We start from the raw sequence: 17,362 nt of genomic DNA on the forward strand, positions 1-17,362 counted from the left end.
GCCCAAGGGTTGTTCCTGGGGTTCTTCCTGCGACTCGGCCGGGATGCATGCGGTTGTTCTACGGTGCCAGTTGTTCCGCCACGTCGGGCCGCACCGCCGACGCCGGAGTCGGCTGTGCCCGCGTCCAGGTGACGTCGAGCGGGATCGGGCCGTTCGGCAGCCACGGCTGCTCCTTGACCGCGTCGGCGACCTTCCACGTGCCTCGCTCGATCACCCCGAGCGCGGCGTCGATCACCTGGTACTGCTGAGTCCCGCGGTGGATGGGCTGCGACTCCACCCAGACGACGATCCACTCCCCGGGGGCGAACCCGATCCGCGACTGCACGGCGTTGATCAGATCGATGTTGTGCAGGTGGCCGTCGCCGAAGTTGAACCCGATCAGCGAGTTGCACGCGAACTCGGCCTCCCGCACAGTGCGTCGGTCCAGATCGGGAAGGTTCCTCAGCAGCACCGAGAACAGGCCGCGGCCCTGGCTGTGCATCGACCGCCAGGCGATCGTCTGCTGCATGGTGACCTCGGCGACCACCTGCGGGTAGCCCATCGCCTGGAGCTGGTCGACCTGGTTCTTCGTCGGTCGGTGCGGCAGCGAGTTCAGCTTCTCCTCCGCGCCCGGCGCGAAGGCCCAGAGCGCGGAGGCCCAGTTGCCCGCGTACTGCCGCATCGATGGCAGGAACGACACCAGGTCCGGGCGCAGGTTGCCCAGGATCGGGAAGAACGCCAGCCCGGCGGCGATTCCGACGGCCAGCCATGGCGAGGACATGTCGCCGACGCCGTACCCGTCCCAGGCCGGGAAGCCGAGGAACAGGAAGACCGAGAGGTACACGAACAGGAGGTTCCACTCCAGCGGCACCGCCAGCGGGAACGTCGAGGTGATGAACAGGTGGAAGACGACCATCAGCACGACCCCGGCGAGCGTGAGCCAGCGGTTCGTGGAGAACAGCAGCACCAGCGGGGTGACGATCTCGACGGTCGAGCCGCCGACGTGCGCCATGAAGGTCGCGGTCCTCGACGGGCGGATGTCGCGGGGAAAGTCACGGTAGTGCAGCCGCTTGATCCACTTCGCCGGGACGAAGGGGCTGTTGGAGATCATCGGCGAGACGACGCTGGTGAAGTGCCGCCCGAACTTCGAGATCCCGGCCCCGACCCAGACCGCGCAGATCAGCAGCTTCGCCGCGATGACCATGTCGGTGAACGGCAGGACCGCGAAGAACACCAGCGCGGGCAGGTACTGCTCGCCCCGGGCGGCCAGGAAGACCGTCTTGTCCCGCAGGCCGTTCAGCACGTACAGCGCGATCGGCGCGATCAGCAGGGACGGGCGCACCAGCCCGGAGGTGTTGTCCGGCAGCGCCTCGGTGAGCGACGCGCTCGGCACGCCGGGCAGCAGGACCGCCACCAGCAGGGACACCAGGAAGGCCAGGTAGAGCAGTACATCCCCCACCGTGCGGCGGTCCCCGCTCGTGAACGGCACCCGCTTCCACGGCCGCAGCCGGATGGTGCCGGTCCGGGCCCAGAAGAGGATGCCGCCGGTCATCGGCTTGAACTTGCCGGCGATCGGGCCCCACGACCCCGCCACCCCGACCGTCTCGAGGAAGACCGTCCAGAGCACCAGTTTCTGGTAGACGACCGGCTGGTTCCACCAGTGCGTGACATCCCAGAACGGGCCGGCGTCCGAGGTCCAGGTCGCCAGGGCCGTACCCCCGAGAACGTAGAGAAGGAGGACCTTGACCACGTAGGTCGCCGGAATCATTTTCGGCGTGCCGAAGCCGTATTCCACCCAGTGCAGGGCCAGCGCTCTCAGGCGTTCCTGAAGCGGCTTCTCCGGAAACGTCTCCAGGTCCACCGGCGGAAAGTCACCCGTTTTGAACCCCATTGTTCTCACCTTTCGTTGCCGTTTTCGGGCATGACGGCCCGCACCCGGAAATCCCCGGGTGAATACTGAGCCTGAATACTGAGCGCGATTACTGGGCCTGGTTACTCGGCCTGGTTACTCGGCCTGGTTACTCGGCGTGAATCCTTTACGAGTTCACGACGATGGAGCGAAGGCGCCGTTTGTCGATCTTTCCCACCGGATTCCTCGGCAGCGACTCGGTGACGAGGACCGTCACCGGTACCTTGATCCGGGCCAGCGAGCCGCGGCAGTGCTCGACGAGCTCACCGGCGGTGACCTCCGCGCCCGGCAGCGGCACGACGTGCGCGACCGGGACCTCCCCGAGCACCGGATCGGGGGCGCCCACCACCGCCGCCTCCAGCACCGCCGGGTGGGTGTGCAGAACGTTCTCGATCTCCTTGGGGTAGATGTTCTCCCCGCCGCGGATGATCATGTCCTTGATCCGGTCGACCAGGACGAGATAGCCGTCGGCGTCGAAGCGCCCGACGTCGCCGGTGTGCAGCCAGCCGTCGACGACGGTTCTGGCGGTCTCTTCCTGCAGTCCGAGGTAGCCGCGCATGACGTTCGGGCCCCGGACCACCACCTCGCCGGCCGACCCGTCGTCGAGAACGTTGCCCTCGCCGTCCATCACGGCGACGGTCTGCCCGGGCAGCGGAAGCCCGACCGTGCCGGGCTTGCGCGGCCCGGCGGGCGGGTTCAGCGTCGAGGCACAGGTGCCCTCGGACAGCCCGTAGCCCTCGACGACCGGCACGGCGTACCGGTTCTCGAACCGGGTGATCAGCTCGGCGGGCATCGGCGCGGCCCCGCAGATCACCCGACGCAGCGACGAGGTGTCCGGACGCACCTCGTCGGGCAGTGACACCAGCATCGCGTAGACCGCCGGTACCGCCGAGAAGTAGGTGGGCCGGGCACGTTCCACCGAGGCGAAGAACGTCGACGCCCGGAACCGGCCCGCGACCGTCGCGCGCCCTCCCGCCAGCAGCGGTGAGAGCACGCTCACCACGATCCCGTTGACGTGGAACAGCGGCAGGACCAGAAGGCTGTGGTCGGTCTCGTCCAGGCCGAGACCGTCAATGATCATCCGGCACATCGCGGCGACGTTGGCATGGTCGAGCATCACGCCCTTCGGACGTCCCGTGGTTCCGCTCGTGTAGATGATCAAGGCGAGAGCATCGGATGCCAGATCACCGGCGTCCACGCCGGTGCCCTCCGGGCCCTCCGCACCCTCCATGCGTTCCGCCGCGAGCGAGGCGTCCACGACGGCAGCCACGTCGAGCGTCCCGACGGCACGGGCGCTGTCGTCGGTGATCACCACTTTTGCCGCGGAATCCTCGATCTGATGGCGGGCCTCGGCATCGGTCAGCCCCGGATTCACCGGCGTGACAGCGGCGCCCAGCCGCCATGCCGCGAACATGATGACGACGAGTTCCAGGCGATTCGGCAGAACCACCGCCACCACGTCCCCGGCACCTATTCCGTGAGCACGCAAGGCAGCCGCCGCGTTCCGGACCCGCTCCAGGAACTCCAGATTGCCCAGTTGCTCGTGGTCGTCCCCGATACAGGGGCCCGTGGGATTCCGGGCGGCCCGGACATCCGGCAATTCGGCGATATGCAGCACGTTTCCTCACCATTGAGTCGCACCGTGACGAAGGTAGTGAGGAAAAAGGTAGAGAGGACGAACGCGGCCGACTATGGGCTTGCGCCCCAGCCCGGGCCCGCCGCTTTGTGCCACCGGCACAAAGTCAACCCGGAGTCGCCGAACGCCCGCCCTGGATCCCGCTCCGGGCGGGCCGCTGGGCGTGTTCAGCCGGGGCTCCGCGCCCGTGTGAACCCGCCCAGTGGGATCCGCCGCACCACCAGCTACTTTCCGGACAGGAACCGTTGGCCTACGGTCCCGGTATGAGCCCCGATGCCGACGGAGTCGTGCGAGATGTCGCCAAGGGCATCCAGGCCGATCTCGAGCACCTCACCGGCGAGATGACCTCGATGTTCGTCGACGTCATCCCCGAGTTCCGCCACGACGACGCCGTACGGCGGCTGATGGTCGCGAGCACTTCCTCGAACCTGGCGGCCATCCTCGACATGCTCGCGCTGAGCATCTCCCTCGACGACATCACCGTGCCGCCGGCCGCGGCCGAGTACGCCCGCCGCTTCGCCCAGCACGATCTGTCACTGGAAGCGTTGCTCCGTGCCTATCGCCTCGGCGAGCACATGGTCCTGCAGTGGGCCATGACCGCCCTTCGGCGTCTCGACCTGCCCACGGACGAGGCGCTGGCGGCGACAAGCCGGATCGCGCTCCTGATCAACAGCTATATCGACCAGGTCATCGAGGGTGTCATCGACATCTACGAGAACGAACGCAGACGGTGGGACACCCGCTCCGACGCGACCCGCGCCGCCCAGGTCCGCGCCGTGCTCGACACCGACGGACTCGACCTCGCCTCGGCCGAGAAGATGCTGTCGACGTCTCTTCGTGGCTGGCACCTCGCCGCGATCATCTGGAGCGGGCCCGGCTCACCCGGCCTCGCCTCGGTCCAACTCCGCGCGGGCGCGGCGATGCTGGGCGCGGCCACTGGCAAGGCGCCGCTGACGATCTCCGCCGACGAGCAGACCTGCTGGGCGTGGATCTCCTCCACCGGCAAGCCGGCCCTCGACCTCCCCCGGCTCGAGAGCGAACTCCGCGAGCACCCTGCGCTCCGCATCGCCATCGGAGACCCGTCGTCCGGACTCGACGGATTCCGGCAGACGTTCCGGGACGCGCAGCGTGCCCGCGACGTCGCCGCCACCGGAGCCGGCCCGGACCGCGCGCTCGTCCTCCACTCCCAGGTCGCGCTGGTCGGCCTCCTCGTCGATCACCTCACCGATGTCAGAGCCTGGGCCGGTCGCGTCCTCGGCGACCTCATGCGCGACGACGAGGCCACGGTCCGCGTGCGCGAGACCGTGCAGGTCTTCCTCGACGCCCGAGGCAGCTTCACCGACGCCGCCGCTCGTATGCACATCCACAAGAACACGGTCCACTACCGCGTGCGCAAGGCCGAGGAGATACTCGGCCACCCGCTCACCGAGAACCGCCTGGACATCGAGGTGGCCCTGCGGGCCTGCGCGCAACTCGGCATCAGGTACGCCGAGGGCGGCCGAGGCAGTGAAGGGGCTGGTGGAGTCATGCGGTGACGCTTCCTTTCGCGGCGACACGCAGGGCGTTGGCGGCGATGGTGAGAGCGGGGTTGAGCGCGGCGGACGACGGGAAACAAGAGCTGTCCACGGCCCAGAGGTTGGCGAGGTCGTGGGCCCGGCAGTCCGGGTCGAGGACGCTGTGCGCCGGATCGACGCCCATCACCGCGGTGCCGCACTGGTGGGAGTTGGTCTCGATGCCCATCCGCTGACTGAAGACCAGCGGATAGCCGGCTCGCCGCATCATGCGCGTGGTCCGCCGCACCAGTTCGCGATGGGGCCGCAGGTTGTTGGGCCGCCAGTGCACGTCGATCCGTCCCTCCGGGCCGACGGTGATGCGGTTCGCGGGGTCGGGCAGGTCCTCGGTGGTGAGGTAGAGGTCGATGCTGCGGCGGGTCATGAAGTCCAGCACCGGGAGGGGTACGGAGCGCCGGGCGCCCTTGACCATGGGTGCCTGGATCTTGCCCAGCATCTGCAGGTTTCCCAGCGGGTAGGGCGTGCCGGGTCCGGCGGTGTACCAGTCGTTGAGGCCCAGGGTCTTCTGGAAGTCGACCGGGTTGCGGCGCCGGGGGTCCACGGCGACGAGGAAGGTGCTGTTGTGCACCATGTAGTTCCGGCCGACCAGTCCGGAGGAGTTCGCCAGTCCGTGCGGATGGCGCTCGCAGGCCGAAGTAAGCAGCAGGGCAGCGGTGTTGACGGCCCCGCAGGCGAGGACGAAGCGGTCGGCACGGATACGGACGGGGCTGCCGTCGCGTTCGGCGACGGCCTCGGTGACGCGGGACCCGTCCGCCGAAGTGAGCAGCCGCCGGACGGTGGTCCGGGTCATCAGCCGCACGGTGGGGCTGCTCAGCGCGGGGCGCATGGCGCATGTCTCGGCGTCGCTCTTGGCCCCGTACGGGCAGGGGAAGCCGTCACAGGTACGGCAGCGGACGCAGGTGCCGCCCTCACGCAGGTCGACGCCGACCGGCATGGGGAACGGCCGCAGGCTCTGCGCGGACATCGCTTCGGCCAGCCGGGCGACCGGCGGCTCGTGCGGCAGCGCCGGGTAGGGGAAGCCGCCCGAGCGCCACGGATCGGTGGGGTCGCGGCCGGTCTCGCCGTGGACGCGGTAGAGACGCTCGGCCTCGGCGTAGTGCGGTTCGAGGTCGGCGTACGACACCGGCCAGGCCGGGGAAGCACCGTCGTCGTGTTCGACGGTGCCGAAGTCCTGCTCGCGGAAGCGGGGCAGGCAGGCACCGAAGACCTTGGTGTTGCCGCCGACGTAGTAGTGGACGCCCGGCTGGAACGGTCGGCCGGTGGCCGCGTCGTACCACTGCCCGGCGTTCTTGTAGCGGCCGCGGAGGAACACCTCGGTCGGTGACCGGTTGGCGTCCTCGCGGGGCAGGAAGTCGCCGCGTTCCACGACCAGGACCCGGGCGCCGGATTCCCGCAGAGCGTGGGCGAGGGTGGCCCCGCCCATGCCGGAACCGATGACGGCTACGTCGCACTGCACTGTGTCGTCGTCCAGTGCGCCGACGACGCGCGAAGAGCGTGGTCCAAAGAGAGCGTCGGCTCCGAAAGGGCCTGTCATGTCATTTCACCGATCCGGCGGTCAGGCCGCGCACGAAGAAGCGGCCCAGCAGGATGTAGACGAGGGCGGTGGGGAGCGCGGCGAGCAGCGCGCCGGCCATGACGCTGTTCCACTGCACGGAGAAGTTCCCGGCGAGGTTGTTGAGTGCCACGGTCACGGGCTGCTGGGTGGGATCCGGTACGACGGTGATGCCGAACAGGAAGTCGTTCCAGATGTTGGTGAACTGGAAGATCGCGCAGACCACGAAGCCGGGCAGGGACAGCGGCAGCATGACCCGCAGGAAGATCGCCGCGTTGGAGCAGCCGTCGACGCGGGCCGCCTCCACTATTTCGTGTGGCAGTTGGTTGAAGTAGTTGCGGAAAATCAGCGTCGTGATGGGGATGCCGTAGATGATGTGGACGAGGATCAGGCCCGGCAGCGTCCCGTACAGATCGACGGACTGGAGGAAGCGCACCAGCGGAACGAGGATCACCTGGTACGGGATGAACATCCCGAGCAGCATCGCGGCGAACAGCACCTTCGCCCCGCGGAACGGGAGTTTGGCCAGGACGAACCCGTTCAGGGCTCCCACGAGCGAGGAGACGATCGTGGCGGGCAGGACCATCAGCAGGCTGTTGCGGACATTGGGGGACAGCTTCTCCCACGCCTGCTCGACGCCGCTGAAGTCGATGCTCCTGGGCAGCTCCCACATGTGGACGGCGTCGGCCTGGACGGGGGGTTTCAGGGCCGCCATCACCATCACGTAGACCGGAACCAGGAAGAGCGCGGCGAGCAGGACCAGGGCGACCGCTCCCGCGAGCGGCCCGGTCCCGGGGTACCGGATACGGCGACGCCGTGGTGGCGTGGCGGAGATACGGGCTGTACTCATCAGTGCTTCTCCCTGATGACGCTGCGGTAGAGGTACGGCACCATGACTGCGGCCACCAGCAGGAACATGACGACGGAGGCGGCGGCGCCGGTGTTGTAGCGCAGCGCCCGGAAAGTCTGCTCGAAGACGAAGATTCCGGGTACGTCGGTGGCGAAGCCGGGTCCCTGGCCGACCATGGCGTAGACGAGGTCGAAGGACTTCAGGCTGATGTGGCCGAGGAGGATCAGGACGACCGCCGTCACCGGACGGAGCCAGGGCAGGACGATGTGCCAGTGGTAGCGCAGTGTTCCAGCGCCGTCGAGGCTCGCCGCCTCGCGCAGTTCCTCGGGCATGGCGGTCAGCGCGGCGAGGAAGTTGGCCATCACGAAGCCGCCGAGCTGCCAGGACGCGGCGATGACGACCGGGATGAGGGCGAGCGGGATGCCGAGCTCGACCTGGATGAAGTGCCCGCCGGGCAGCATCGGTTCGAGTGCGGATGAGACATCGCCGGCCACCGCGGGGTCGGTGATCCATTTGGGTCCGTGGTCGACGCCGAGCCCTTGGAGGATCAGGTTCGCGCCGGTCGACGGGGTGAAGATCCACCGCCACACCACGCCGGTGACGATGAACGACAGTGCATACGGGAAGAGGAAGACGCCCCGGAAGAACGTCCGGCCGGCCAGCGCGTTGTGGACCAGCAGGGCGAGCACCAGACCGACCACGACGGCCAGGGTGAGGAAGAGGAGCGTGAACACGGTGACGTTCCGCAGGTCCGCCTGGAAGCGCGGAGTGTGGAACATGTCGTCATAGGTCTGGTACAGCGGATCGCGGGGCGACAGGTCGGGGTTCAGTCCCTGCCACTTGGACACGGAGACACGGACCGAGTATCCGATGAAGCCGTAGACGAAGATCCCGATCATGATCAGGCTGGGTGTCAGAACGGCGAGGCTGAAGCGGTGCTTCCGCCACCATGAGGACCCCGCCGAGGTCTTCGTGGGCGGTTTCGTCGTGTGGGGCGCCGGTGCGGCGGGCCGGGTCAGTACCGGCATGGGGACCTCCTGGGTGGGGCGGCGGGCTGGGCTGGGCCCGCCGCCAGTGACCCGAGTGGGACGGGGGTCAGCCCTTGGCGGCGGTGGCCAGGGCCTGAACGAAGGAGTCCACGTCCTTGGACTGGACGAACTGGGTGACGGCGTCGTAGAAGGACTGCTGGAACTGCGGGCTCATGGCCTCGCCGTGCACGATCGACTGCACGAGCGAGTCGCCACGGAAGGACATCGCCGCCTGCTGCTGATAGGCGGGCAGCGAGTCGGTGGGAACGTCGCCGCGGATCGGCGTCGAGCCCTTGTCCTTGCTGAAGGCCAGCTGGACTTCCGGTGTACTGATCACGGAGGCCCACTTGAGCGCCAGTTCCTTGTGCTTGGCGTTCTCGGCAACCACGAAGGTGTCGACCACGGTCACGAAGGTGCCCTTGGTGCCGGGCTGCGGAACGTAGCCGAAGTCGGTGCCGTCCTTCGCACCGTCCTTGACGAGTTCGCCGTACGCCCAGTCGCCCATGCTCTCCACGGCGCAGTCACCCGAAGCGAGCCGCTTGGTGGCCTGGTCCCAGGAGAGCGCGGACGCGTCCGGGTCCGCGTACGGGAGCATCTCGGCGAACAGCTTTGCCGCCTGCTTGACCTTGGCGTCGTCCCAGTCCGTATTGCCCGAGGTCAGGGAATCCCAGCCGTTCGGGCCGACCGCGCCGAGCAGGATGTTCTCGAAGAGCTCGGCGGTGGCGAAAGCGTCCTTGCCGCCCAGGCACAGCGGGGTGATGCCCTTGGCCTTGAGCTTGGCGAATGCGTCGACGAGCTGGTCCGGGGTGGTGGAGGCGGTCAGTTCGACGCCGGCTTGGGCGGTGAGCTTCTTGTTGAACCAGAGCACGTTGCCCCGGTGGGCGCCGGTGGAGACGCCGTAGGGCTTGCCGCCCTTGCTGACCGAAGTAACCAGTTCCCTGGGGATGGCACTGTTCAGGCTGTCTTGTTCGTACACCGAGCTGAGGTCGGCGACCAGATTCGAGTTGATGTACTCGCCGATGGCCGCTCCGGGGTGGGTCTGCCAGGTGTCAGGCGGGTTGCTGCCCTGCAGCCGGGTCTGCAGGACGGCCTGTGCGTTGCCGCCGCCTCCGCCCGCGACCGCCCCGTTGACGACCTTGACTCCCGGGTTGTCCTTCTTGAATCCGGCGATCAGCTCCTTCAGTGCGGCGTCCTCCGAGCCGGAGGTCCACCAGGAGAAGACCTCCAGTTGCTTCGCGTCGGATCCGCCGCTTCCGGCGGACTCGCTCCCGCCGCCACAGGCGGACATGGTGAGCAAAGCTGCCACCACGGTGGCGGCTGACAGGTATCTGGGTATGCGGTGCTTCATGACGCGGCTCTCCTAGGTCATGGCTTTGCGGGCCGTTCGTAACTCCCAGTACTGCTGGATCAGTTGGCGGGGCGGGCGACGCCGTCGACAGCGGCGATCGCGTCGAGGAACCAGTAGTCGCCCCACATCACGGACTCGTCGACGCCGAGACCCTTGGCCTCGTGGTAGCTGCCGTGCTTGAGCAGGCCCTCCCACGCCGGGTCGTCGTGGGCGAGGAAGTCGTCCTCGCACAGCCGGGTGAGGATGCGTACGGCGTAGTCGGCATAGCCGCGGGCCCGGGCGCTGTCAGGTTCCAGCCCGGCCAGCTGCCACAGCCCGCCGGCCGCCGCTGCCGCGGCGGACGACTCGTAGGGGCGCTCCGGGACGGGCTCCTCCCAGTCGTTGGGGGGAACGAGCCGGTCTCCGGTGCGTTCGATGTAGAAGTCGGCGCAGGCGCGGGCCGTTTCGAGGAAGCGACGGTCGCCGGTGTGCCGGTAGACGGTGCCGAACCCGTAGAGGGCCCAGGCCTGGCCGCGCGCCCAGGAGCCGTCGTCGCAGTGGCCCTGCTGGGTGGTCTGGCGCAGGAATCTGCCGTCTGTGAGGTCGAAGATGCCCTCGTGGGAGGCGCTGCCGTCGCCGCGCACCAGCACCCGGCGAGTGGTGAGGCAGTGTTCGTGGGCGATGCGGGCGAGGTCGGGGTCCCCGGTGCGGCGGGCGGCGTGGAAGATGATCCCGACGTTCATCATGATGTCGATGAAGAGGCTGTCGGGGGCGAGGAAGCTGGGCAGGTACCGGCCCAGCTCGTTGAAGCGGGACGCCGCCGTGCGCCCGGCGTGCACGACGACGTCGTCGCGGGCGGGGTCGCCGGTGGCCTCGTACCAGCGGCGCCAGGTGGACCAGAACAGGAAGCCCAGGTCGTGCACGTTCCGGTCGTCCTTGCGGTGCTCGACGAGCCGGCTGTAGTGCTCGGCCCGTTCCCGGAACCAGGGGTCGCCGGTGTGGTCGGCCAGCATCCACAGCTGCCCGCCGAGGAAGCCTTCGCACCAGTTGGTCCACGCCTCGGCGTCCACCGCCCAGGCCCCGCCTTGCGTGTAGAGCGGGAATCGGTCGGGGTGGCGTTCGACGAGGCCACGGACCTTCGTCGCGGCGGTCCGCCAGGCGCGGTCGGCGGCCGGGGCGAAGGAGGCGGGGACCGTCCAGCCGTCCGGGAGGGCGAGCGGCAGCGGCTCGGGCAGGATCGGGTACGTCGTCATGTCACGCCTCCCCGGGCAGCCAGCGGGCCGTGCGGGGGCCGACCTGGAGCTGGATGGTCTTGGTCTCGGTGAAGGCGGTGAGCGCCTGGCGTCCCAGTTCGCGGCCCAGGCCGCTGGCGCCGTAGCCGCCGAAGGGCAGTTCGGGGTAGCCGTCCATCCAGCGGTTGACCCAGACGGTGCCGGCCCGGATGCCGCGCGCGGCCGTCAGCGCCGCGTCGATGTTCCGGGTCCAGATGCCGGCGGAGAGGCCGTACATGGTGGAGTTGGCGATGCGGATCGCGTCGTCGAGGTCGTCGAAGGTGATCAGGGACAGGACGGGGCCGAAGATCTCCTCGCGGGCGATGGACATCTCCGGGGTGACCCCGGTGAAGACGGTGGGCTGGTAGAAGCGCCCGGTCCCGGTCGGCAGGCTGAGCCGGTCACCGCCGAGCAGCAGCTGTGCTCCGTCGGCGTTTCCTTCGCCGACGTAGCGTTCGATGGTGTCCAGCTGCTGCTGATTGACGATGGCGCCGACCTTGGTCGTCTCGTCGAGGGGATCGCCGACGGGGACTTGGCGGGAACGCTCGACGACCGCCGTCTGCAGTTCCTCGGCGATGTCGCGGTGGACGAGGACGCGGCTGCCGGAGTTGCAGCACTCGCCGGCGTTGAAGTAGATGCCGAAGACGATGGCGTCCAGCGCCGCGTCGAGGTCGGCGTCGGGGAGGACGATCTGCGGGTTCTTGCCGCCGAGTTCGAGTTCGACGCGCTTGAGCTGTTCGCCGGCGGTGCGGGCGACCAGGCGTCCGACCGCGGTGGAGCCGGTGAAGGAGATCAGGTCGACGCCGGGGTGGGAGGTCAGGGCCGAACCCGTCTCACCCGCTCCGGTCACGGTGTTGACGACACCTTCCGGGATGCCCGCCTCCAGCAGCAGCCGCGTCAGGTGCACGGTGGTGCCGGGGGTGAGCTCGCTGGGCTTGACCACGGCGGTACAGCCGACGGCCAGCGCGAACGGCAGCTTCTGGCAGGCGATCAGCAGCGGGAAGTTCCAGGGTGTGATCACCCCGACGACACCGACCGGCTCCTGGACGACCAGCGCGAGGACGTCCTCGCCCAGTTGGTTGTGGGCGTCGCCGTAGGAGTGCCGGGCGAGGGTTGCCGCGTACTCCCACAGTCCGGCGCTGCCCTCGATCTCGTCGCGGGCCTGGGAGATCGGCTTGCCGCTCTCCAGCACCTCGGTGCGGGCGAGCTGTTCGGCATCGCGGCGGATCAACGCGGCCACCCTGTACAGCAGTTGGGCACGCTCGGCACCGGACATCCGGGGCCAGGGGCCCTCGTCGAAGGCCCGGCGGGCAGCACGCACAGCGTTGTCCACATCGGCGGCCCGGGCCTGCGGGTAGCGGCCGACGACCACGTCGTGGGCCGGGCTCTCGCGTTCGAACCACTCGTCGGCTGCGGAACCGACGTCCTTGCCGTCGATGACCATCAGCCGCTCTGCGGCAGTGATCTGATGGGCGGTCATGTCCAGTTACCTCGATCTCGTACTCGCTCGAGTGGTGGCGGTCAGCGTCCGTGGAAGTGCGGGGTACGGCGCTCGCGGAAGGCCCGGATCCCTTCGGCGAGGTCTTCGGTGGCCGAGGTCAGGCCGCCGCCGATGGCCTCCAGTACGCGGCTGGGGGCGCCGTCGGCCGCGGCGTCGATCAGCTGCTTGGCGAGCTGGACGGCTATCGGTGCCCCGGCGGCCAGCCGGTCGACCAGGTCCGTCACGGCGGCCTCGGCGGCGTCCGGTTCGGGGCATGCCGTGGCGAGGCCCCATGCGGTGGCCGTCGGCCCGTCCAGCTGCTGCCGAGCCAGAACGACCTGCTTGGCGCGGGCCCGGCCGACCAGCTCGGTCAGCCGCTCGGTGCCTCCCCAGCCGGGGACGGTTCCCAGGCCGACCTCGGGCAGGCTGAGCCGGGCGCCCGCGGTGACGATCCTGAAGTCGCAGGCGAGCGCGAGTTCCAGCCCGCCGCCCGCAGCCACCCCGTGCACCACGGCCACCGTGGGCTGGCGCAGCGAAGCGAGCAGGTCGAAGACGCGGTGGCCGCGGGCGGTCCACTCCCGCCACATCTCGACGGGGGTGAGGGAGGAGAAGCGGTTGATGTCCGCGCCGACGCAGAACGCCTTCGGGCCGGCGCCTCGTAGGACGACCACTCGGGCGTCCCCTGCGGCGACAGTGCGGAGTTCCGCTTCGAGGTCGTCCAGCATCTCGGGAGTGAGCGCGTTGAGCTTGGCGGGCCGGTCGAGGAGGATCGTGGCGACGTCGCGTTCGGTCGTGCCCCGTACGGCGCCGTCGACATCGTTGACGGTCATGCGACGCTCCCGCCCAGGTCTCGGGCCAGCTTCTCGGCGGCGCGCAGGACGACCGCCCAGATGGTGAGCGTCGGGTTGATGCCGGGGCAGCTGGGGAAGGCCGAGCCGCCGTAGACGTGCAGCCCCGGGGTGTCGTGAACGGCCAGCCACGGGTCGAGGACCGTGCCGGTGGGGTCCTCGCCGAAGCGGGTGCCGCCCAGGTCGTGGCTGGAGCCGACGCCGGTGAAGTGCGGACCTTCCCACGTGGTGGCCGCGCCCATCTCGCGAAGGAGCAGGTCGGCCTGCACGCCCATCCAGGTCGCGAGCCGACGCTCGTTCTCGCGCAGCCGGTAAGTGATCCGGACCACCGGCATGCCCACGCCGGATCGGTCGCGGTGTCGTGGGTCGAGGTCGACGAAGTGCCCGGCGTACGGGAGCGAGTCCGGCTGGATCCGCACCACGCCCTGGTGCTGCCAGCGCAGCAGGTGGTCGCGGTAGGACCGCCCCCAGGGGCGGACGTCGGGCGGCAGGCACTCCCGGCTTATCTGGAGTGGCAGGAACTGCTGCTCGGCGCCGAGGGTGGCGCCTCCGAGGAAGCCGTGCGCCGCGAAGTCGAACTGCTCGGCGACGTAGTCGTCCAGCACCACGCCCTGGGCCGCCGGCCCGGTGTGCCGGTTGAAGTACACGCCAGGGAAGTAGCCGTTGACGTGGGCGAACATCTTGGTCATGTAGTGCTTGCCGAGCTGGCCGGTGCTGTTGCCCAGTCCGTCGGGGTGCTTGCTGTCCGCGGAGACGAACATCAGCCGCAGGTTCTCGTACGTGTAGGCGGCCAGGATCACGGCACGGGCATGCTGAGTGCGCACCCTGCCGTTCGGGTCGAGGTACTCGACTCCGACGGCTTTCCCGGTGGAATCGAGCAGGACGCGGGTGACGCGGCAGTGGGTGCGCAGCTCGAACCTGCCGGTCCGCAGAGCCTGCGGCACCGGGCCGAGCCCCGGGTGCCACCGCTCCCCGCTGCTGGTGCCGAGCCCGTTGCTCCACGCCGAGTAGGTCGTCGCGGGCCGACCGCCGTACTCGACGGTGTTGACGCCCACGGGCACTGAGTGCGGATGCAGACCCCGGGCCTCGGTCGACGTACGGAACCGCTCGCCGAGGGAGAAGGGCCGCATCGGGGGCATCGGCAGCGGCTTGCTGCGTTCGATGTACGGGTTGGACTCGTCGCCGGCCACACCGATCAGGTGCTCCAGGCGTGTGTAGTACGGCTCCAACTCGTCATACGTGACCGGCCAGTCGGCGAGGGTGCAGTCCTCGGGGAGCACGTCTCGCCCGTACTGCTCGGTGATGCGGGTCAGCGGCCGGAAGTGCCAGGGGTGGAAGCGGCGCAGCCAGGCACCGTAGTGGCCGGCGGAGCCGCCGACGCCGTTGACCATCCGGCCGAGCGAGAACGTCGCCTCCAGGGTCTCGGCGTCATCCGCGTCCTGGCGCCAACGAGGCGTCTCCGTCCGGAACTTGGGCCCGAGTCCGGCGCGGGCGTAGTAGGCGTCACCGAGCTCGTCGGGCCGGAAGTCGTCCTTCGCGCGCCAGGGACCCGCCTCCAGACCGACGACCGACAGGCCCGCCTCCGCGAAGGTCTGGGCGACCAGCCCGCCCATGGCACCGACGCCCACGAGCAGGACGTCCACTTCTTCCGTCGACTGGGAGAGGGCGTTGCGGTACGCCTCGCGTGTCCACTCCTCCTCCGCCTCGTCGTGCGGCAGCGCGTCCGCGACATCGGCCAGGGTGCGGACGACTCCACCCTTGGTCACCGGGTCCGCGGAGAGGTTCTCCTCGGCGGAGTTCTCCAGCCAGACGCCGGGGTGGCCGAGCAGCCGCCAGCCCGCCGCGTCACGGTTGCCGCCGTAGGCCGGATCGGCGAACAGCCCCTCTTGGAGATGGGCACGGACCTGCGCGAAGGCGAGTTGCTGCTCCTCGGGGCCGAGCGGTGCGTCGAGTCCACCTTCGCTGAAGTGCTGTACGAGCGCGTCCTGTTGGTCGGTGCGCAGGTCGGCGAAGCCGTGGCCGAAGGTGCTGCGGGCCGAGGCGTCGAGGGACGCGAGGACGGCCTGGTAGAGGGGGACGTGGCGGCTGTCGTGGCCGGCGAGGGCGCGGTCGACGTAGTCGAGGACGCCGATGGCACGGGCTCCGGGGCCGTTGTCGTCCGCGGGGAAGAGCCGTTCGAACAGGGCGTCTGCGACGCGCGCCTCGGTAGCGGTCAGCGCGGTGCGGGCCGCGCCGGACGGGAAGGAGGCTCCCGATGGGGATGTCCCGGGCGAGGGGGTGGTCATCGCATACCTGCCTTGGTGTGGTGCGGGGTGTCGAGTGCCAGGCCTACGGGTTCGGGGCAGAACAGCCGTGCGTCCATCTCGCGCAGGTCGTCCGCGACGGCCAGCGGGAAGGCGGCCTTGTCGAGTACGTCCATCTGAAGATCGGCACCGGGTGCGATCTCGATGACGGTGAGGCCCTGTTCCCGCAGTTCGAGCACACAGCGCTCGGTGACGTAGCGGACACGGCGGCCCTGGGCGAGGGCGCGACGGCCGGAGAAGGTGACCGCGCTGACGCGTTCCACGAGCTTGGGCACGGCGCCGTCCTGGCGGATGGTCAGTCGGCCGTCCGCGACGGATATGTCGCGCCGCCCGGCGGTGAAGTTGCCGCTGAAAACGATGTTCCGCGCCGCGGAGGTGATGTCGGCGAAGCCTCCGACGCCGGCGGTGACGTGCCGGCGGCCCGGCAGATGGTGCACATTCACGTCGCCGTACTGGTCGATCTCCAGGAACGAGAGCATGGCGCGATGGAAGCCGCCGCCCTGGAGCAGAGTGAACTGGTCGATGCTGGGCATCAGGGCCTGCGGATTGAGCGCGCAGCCGAAAGCGAACCCGGTGAGCGGCACTCCCCCGACGGCGCCCTGCTCGATGACCCAGGTGACGGCGTCGGCGTGGCCTTCCTCGACGAGAACCCTGGGGATCAGGGCGGAGATACCGAAGCCGAGGTTGACGGTGTCGTCCTCGCGCAGCTCCTGCGCGGCACGCCGGGCGATGATCTTCTCAAGGCCCCACGGCACCGGTTCGACGACCTGCAGCGGGCGGCGGATCTGGCCGCTGATCGCGGGATCGTAGACGGTCTGCGTGGTCTGCCACTGCTCCTCATGCACCACCAGGGCGTCGACGAGGATGCCGGGAAGGCGTACCTGGCGAGGGTCCAGGGTGCCGGCAGCGGCGATGCGCTTGACCTGGGCGATGACGATCCCGCCGTTGTTGTGCGCGGCGTATGCCTGGTCCAGCGCGCCCAGCGTGGAGCCCTCGTCCTCGAAGGTGAGGTTGCCGCACTCGTCGGCGGTGGTCGCCCGGACGATCGCCACGTCGGGACGGACCGCGGGGTAGAACAGCCACTCCTGGCCGTCGCGCGATTCGAGGGTGACGAGGTCCTCGGTGGTGGCGGAGTTCATCCGGCCGCCCTGGTGGCGGGGGTCGACGAAGGTGTCGAGGCCGACGTCGCTGAGGACGCCGGGCTGCCGGGCGGCGCCCGCCCGGTGCATCTGGAAGAGCGCTCCGGAGGGGAGGTTGTACGCCTCGACCTCGTCGGCCTCGATCATCTTCCAGATGCGGGGCGGTTCGGCGGACGACGGCCCGCTGGGATAAGAGCCGGCGACGATCCTGGACAGCAGCCCCGGCTGCGCCAGGTGGTCGATGCCGGGGACGCCGTACATGTCACCGGCCGCGATGGGGTGCACCGTGGTCAGTCCGCGCGGTGCACCCGTCTGTGCGAAGTGTTCACCGATACCGGCGAGGACGGCGTCCGGGCAACCAAGCGCGGAGGAGGAACTCACCGAGACGACCGCTCCGTCCGGGATCAGCTCGGCCGCCTCGACGGCGGTCACGGCGGGCACTGTTCGCATGGAGATGCCTCTCCTTCGT

General features: G+C 69.4%; 12 protein-coding genes. 1 reads left to right on the forward strand and 11 read right to left on the reverse strand.

Going from position 1 to position 17,362, the window contains the following annotated elements:
• Positions 1-58: 58 nt before the first annotated feature.
• Positions 59-1,870, reverse strand: a complete 1,812-nt coding sequence (locus tag ACGFNK_RS38835; protein WP_393423804.1) for a DUF3556 domain-containing protein — start codon at positions 1,868-1,870, stop codon at positions 59-61.
• 145 nt (positions 1,871-2,015) lie between these two features.
• Positions 2,016-3,506 (reverse strand): class I adenylate-forming enzyme family protein, encoded by a 1,491-nt coding sequence (locus ACGFNK_RS38840; protein ID WP_393423807.1) that lies wholly within the window; start codon positions 3,504-3,506, stop codon positions 2,016-2,018.
• 281 nt (positions 3,507-3,787) lie between these two features.
• Here ACGFNK_RS38840 and ACGFNK_RS38845 point away from each other — a divergent pair, with 281 nt between their 5' ends.
• Complete coding sequence (locus ACGFNK_RS38845; RefSeq protein WP_393423810.1) at positions 3,788-5,059, forward strand: helix-turn-helix domain-containing protein; 1,272 nt, start codon at positions 3,788-3,790, stop codon at positions 5,057-5,059.
• Here the strand turns inward: ACGFNK_RS38845 and ACGFNK_RS38850 are convergent.
• From ACGFNK_RS38850 to ACGFNK_RS38890, 9 genes are all read right to left on the reverse strand, one after another.
• The gene (locus ACGFNK_RS38850; protein ID WP_393423813.1) at positions 5,049-6,629 is read right to left on the reverse strand and encodes an FAD-dependent oxidoreductase; all 1,581 of its coding nucleotides are present in this window, start codon (positions 6,627-6,629) and stop codon (positions 5,049-5,051) included. The genes ACGFNK_RS38845 and ACGFNK_RS38850 overlap by 11 nt on opposite strands.
• A 1-nt stretch (position 6,630) precedes the next feature.
• On the reverse strand, positions 6,631-7,497 hold the full coding sequence (locus tag ACGFNK_RS38855; protein ID WP_386346245.1) for a carbohydrate ABC transporter permease: 867 nt from the start codon (positions 7,495-7,497) through the stop codon (positions 6,631-6,633).
• The gene (locus ACGFNK_RS38860; RefSeq protein ID WP_393423817.1) at positions 7,497-8,525 is read right to left on the reverse strand and encodes a carbohydrate ABC transporter permease; all 1,029 of its coding nucleotides are present in this window, start codon (positions 8,523-8,525) and stop codon (positions 7,497-7,499) included. The genes ACGFNK_RS38855 and ACGFNK_RS38860 overlap by 1 nt, the downstream gene beginning before the upstream one ends.
• Positions 8,526-8,592: 67 nt before the next feature.
• Positions 8,593-9,873, reverse strand: a complete 1,281-nt coding sequence (locus ACGFNK_RS38865) for an ABC transporter substrate-binding protein (RefSeq protein WP_393423820.1) — start codon at positions 9,871-9,873, stop codon at positions 8,593-8,595.
• Between the two features lie 59 nt (positions 9,874-9,932).
• A complete protein-coding gene (locus tag ACGFNK_RS38870) occupies positions 9,933-11,105 on the reverse strand; it encodes a glycoside hydrolase family 88 protein (protein ID WP_393423823.1) in 1,173 nt (390 codons plus the stop codon).
• A 1-nt stretch (position 11,106) separates the two neighbouring features.
• Positions 11,107-12,603 carry an aldehyde dehydrogenase family protein gene (locus tag ACGFNK_RS38875; RefSeq protein WP_393423826.1) on the reverse strand — a complete coding sequence of 499 codons (1,497 nt, stop codon included), beginning with the start codon at positions 12,601-12,603 and terminating at the stop codon, positions 11,107-11,109.
• Positions 12,604-12,644: 41 nt separating this feature from the next.
• Positions 12,645-13,433: an enoyl-CoA hydratase/isomerase family protein gene (locus ACGFNK_RS38880; protein WP_393423829.1), complete on the reverse strand. Its 789-nt coding sequence runs from the start codon at positions 13,431-13,433 to the stop codon at positions 12,645-12,647.
• On the reverse strand, positions 13,430-15,736 hold the full coding sequence (locus ACGFNK_RS38885) for a gluconate 2-dehydrogenase subunit 3 family protein (RefSeq protein WP_393423832.1): 2,307 nt from the start codon (positions 15,734-15,736) through the stop codon (positions 13,430-13,432). The genes ACGFNK_RS38880 and ACGFNK_RS38885 overlap by 4 nt, the downstream gene beginning before the upstream one ends.
• Positions 15,733-17,343: an acyl CoA:acetate/3-ketoacid CoA transferase gene (locus ACGFNK_RS38890; protein WP_393423835.1), complete on the reverse strand. Its 1,611-nt coding sequence runs from the start codon at positions 17,341-17,343 to the stop codon at positions 15,733-15,735. The genes ACGFNK_RS38885 and ACGFNK_RS38890 overlap by 4 nt, the downstream gene beginning before the upstream one ends.
• Positions 17,344-17,362 lie beyond the last annotated feature (19 nt).

It is taken from the genome of Streptomyces sp. NPDC048825 (genome assembly GCF_043198355.1).
GTDB lineage: Bacteria > Actinomycetota > Actinomycetes > Streptomycetales > Streptomycetaceae > Streptomyces > Streptomyces xiangluensis.

Bases quoted from the DNA above. Each gene is read 5' to 3' on its own strand.
- ACGFNK_RS38890 (WP_393423835.1), bottom strand. From the start codon at position 17,343: ATGCGAACAGTGCCCGCCGTGACCGCCGTCGAGGCGGCCGAGCTGATC.
- ACGFNK_RS38835 (WP_393423804.1), bottom strand. From the start codon at position 1,870: ATGGGGTTCAAAACGGGTGACTTTCCGCCGGTGGACCTGGAGACGTTT.
- ACGFNK_RS38845 (WP_393423810.1), top strand. From the start codon at position 3,788: ATGAGCCCCGATGCCGACGGAGTCGTGCGAGATGTCGCCAAGGGCATC.
- ACGFNK_RS38850 (WP_393423813.1), bottom strand. From the start codon at position 6,629: ATGACAGGCCCTTTCGGAGCCGACGCTCTCTTTGGACCACGCTCTTCG.
- ACGFNK_RS38860 (WP_393423817.1), bottom strand. From the start codon at position 8,525: ATGCCGGTACTGACCCGGCCCGCCGCACCGGCGCCCCACACGACGAAA.
- ACGFNK_RS38870 (WP_393423823.1), bottom strand. From the start codon at position 11,105: ATGACGACGTACCCGATCCTGCCCGAGCCGCTGCCGCTCGCCCTCCCG.
- ACGFNK_RS38865 (WP_393423820.1), bottom strand. From the start codon at position 9,873: ATGAAGCACCGCATACCCAGATACCTGTCAGCCGCCACCGTGGTGGCA.
- ACGFNK_RS38855 (WP_386346245.1), bottom strand. From the start codon at position 7,497: ATGAGTACAGCCCGTATCTCCGCCACGCCACCACGGCGTCGCCGTATC.
- ACGFNK_RS38885 (WP_393423832.1), bottom strand. From the start codon at position 15,736: ATGACCACCCCCTCGCCCGGGACATCCCCATCGGGAGCCTCCTTCCCG.
- ACGFNK_RS38875 (WP_393423826.1), bottom strand. From the start codon at position 12,603: ATGACCGCCCATCAGATCACTGCCGCAGAGCGGCTGATGGTCATCGAC.
- ACGFNK_RS38880 (WP_393423829.1), bottom strand. From the start codon at position 13,433: ATGACCGTCAACGATGTCGACGGCGCCGTACGGGGCACGACCGAACGC.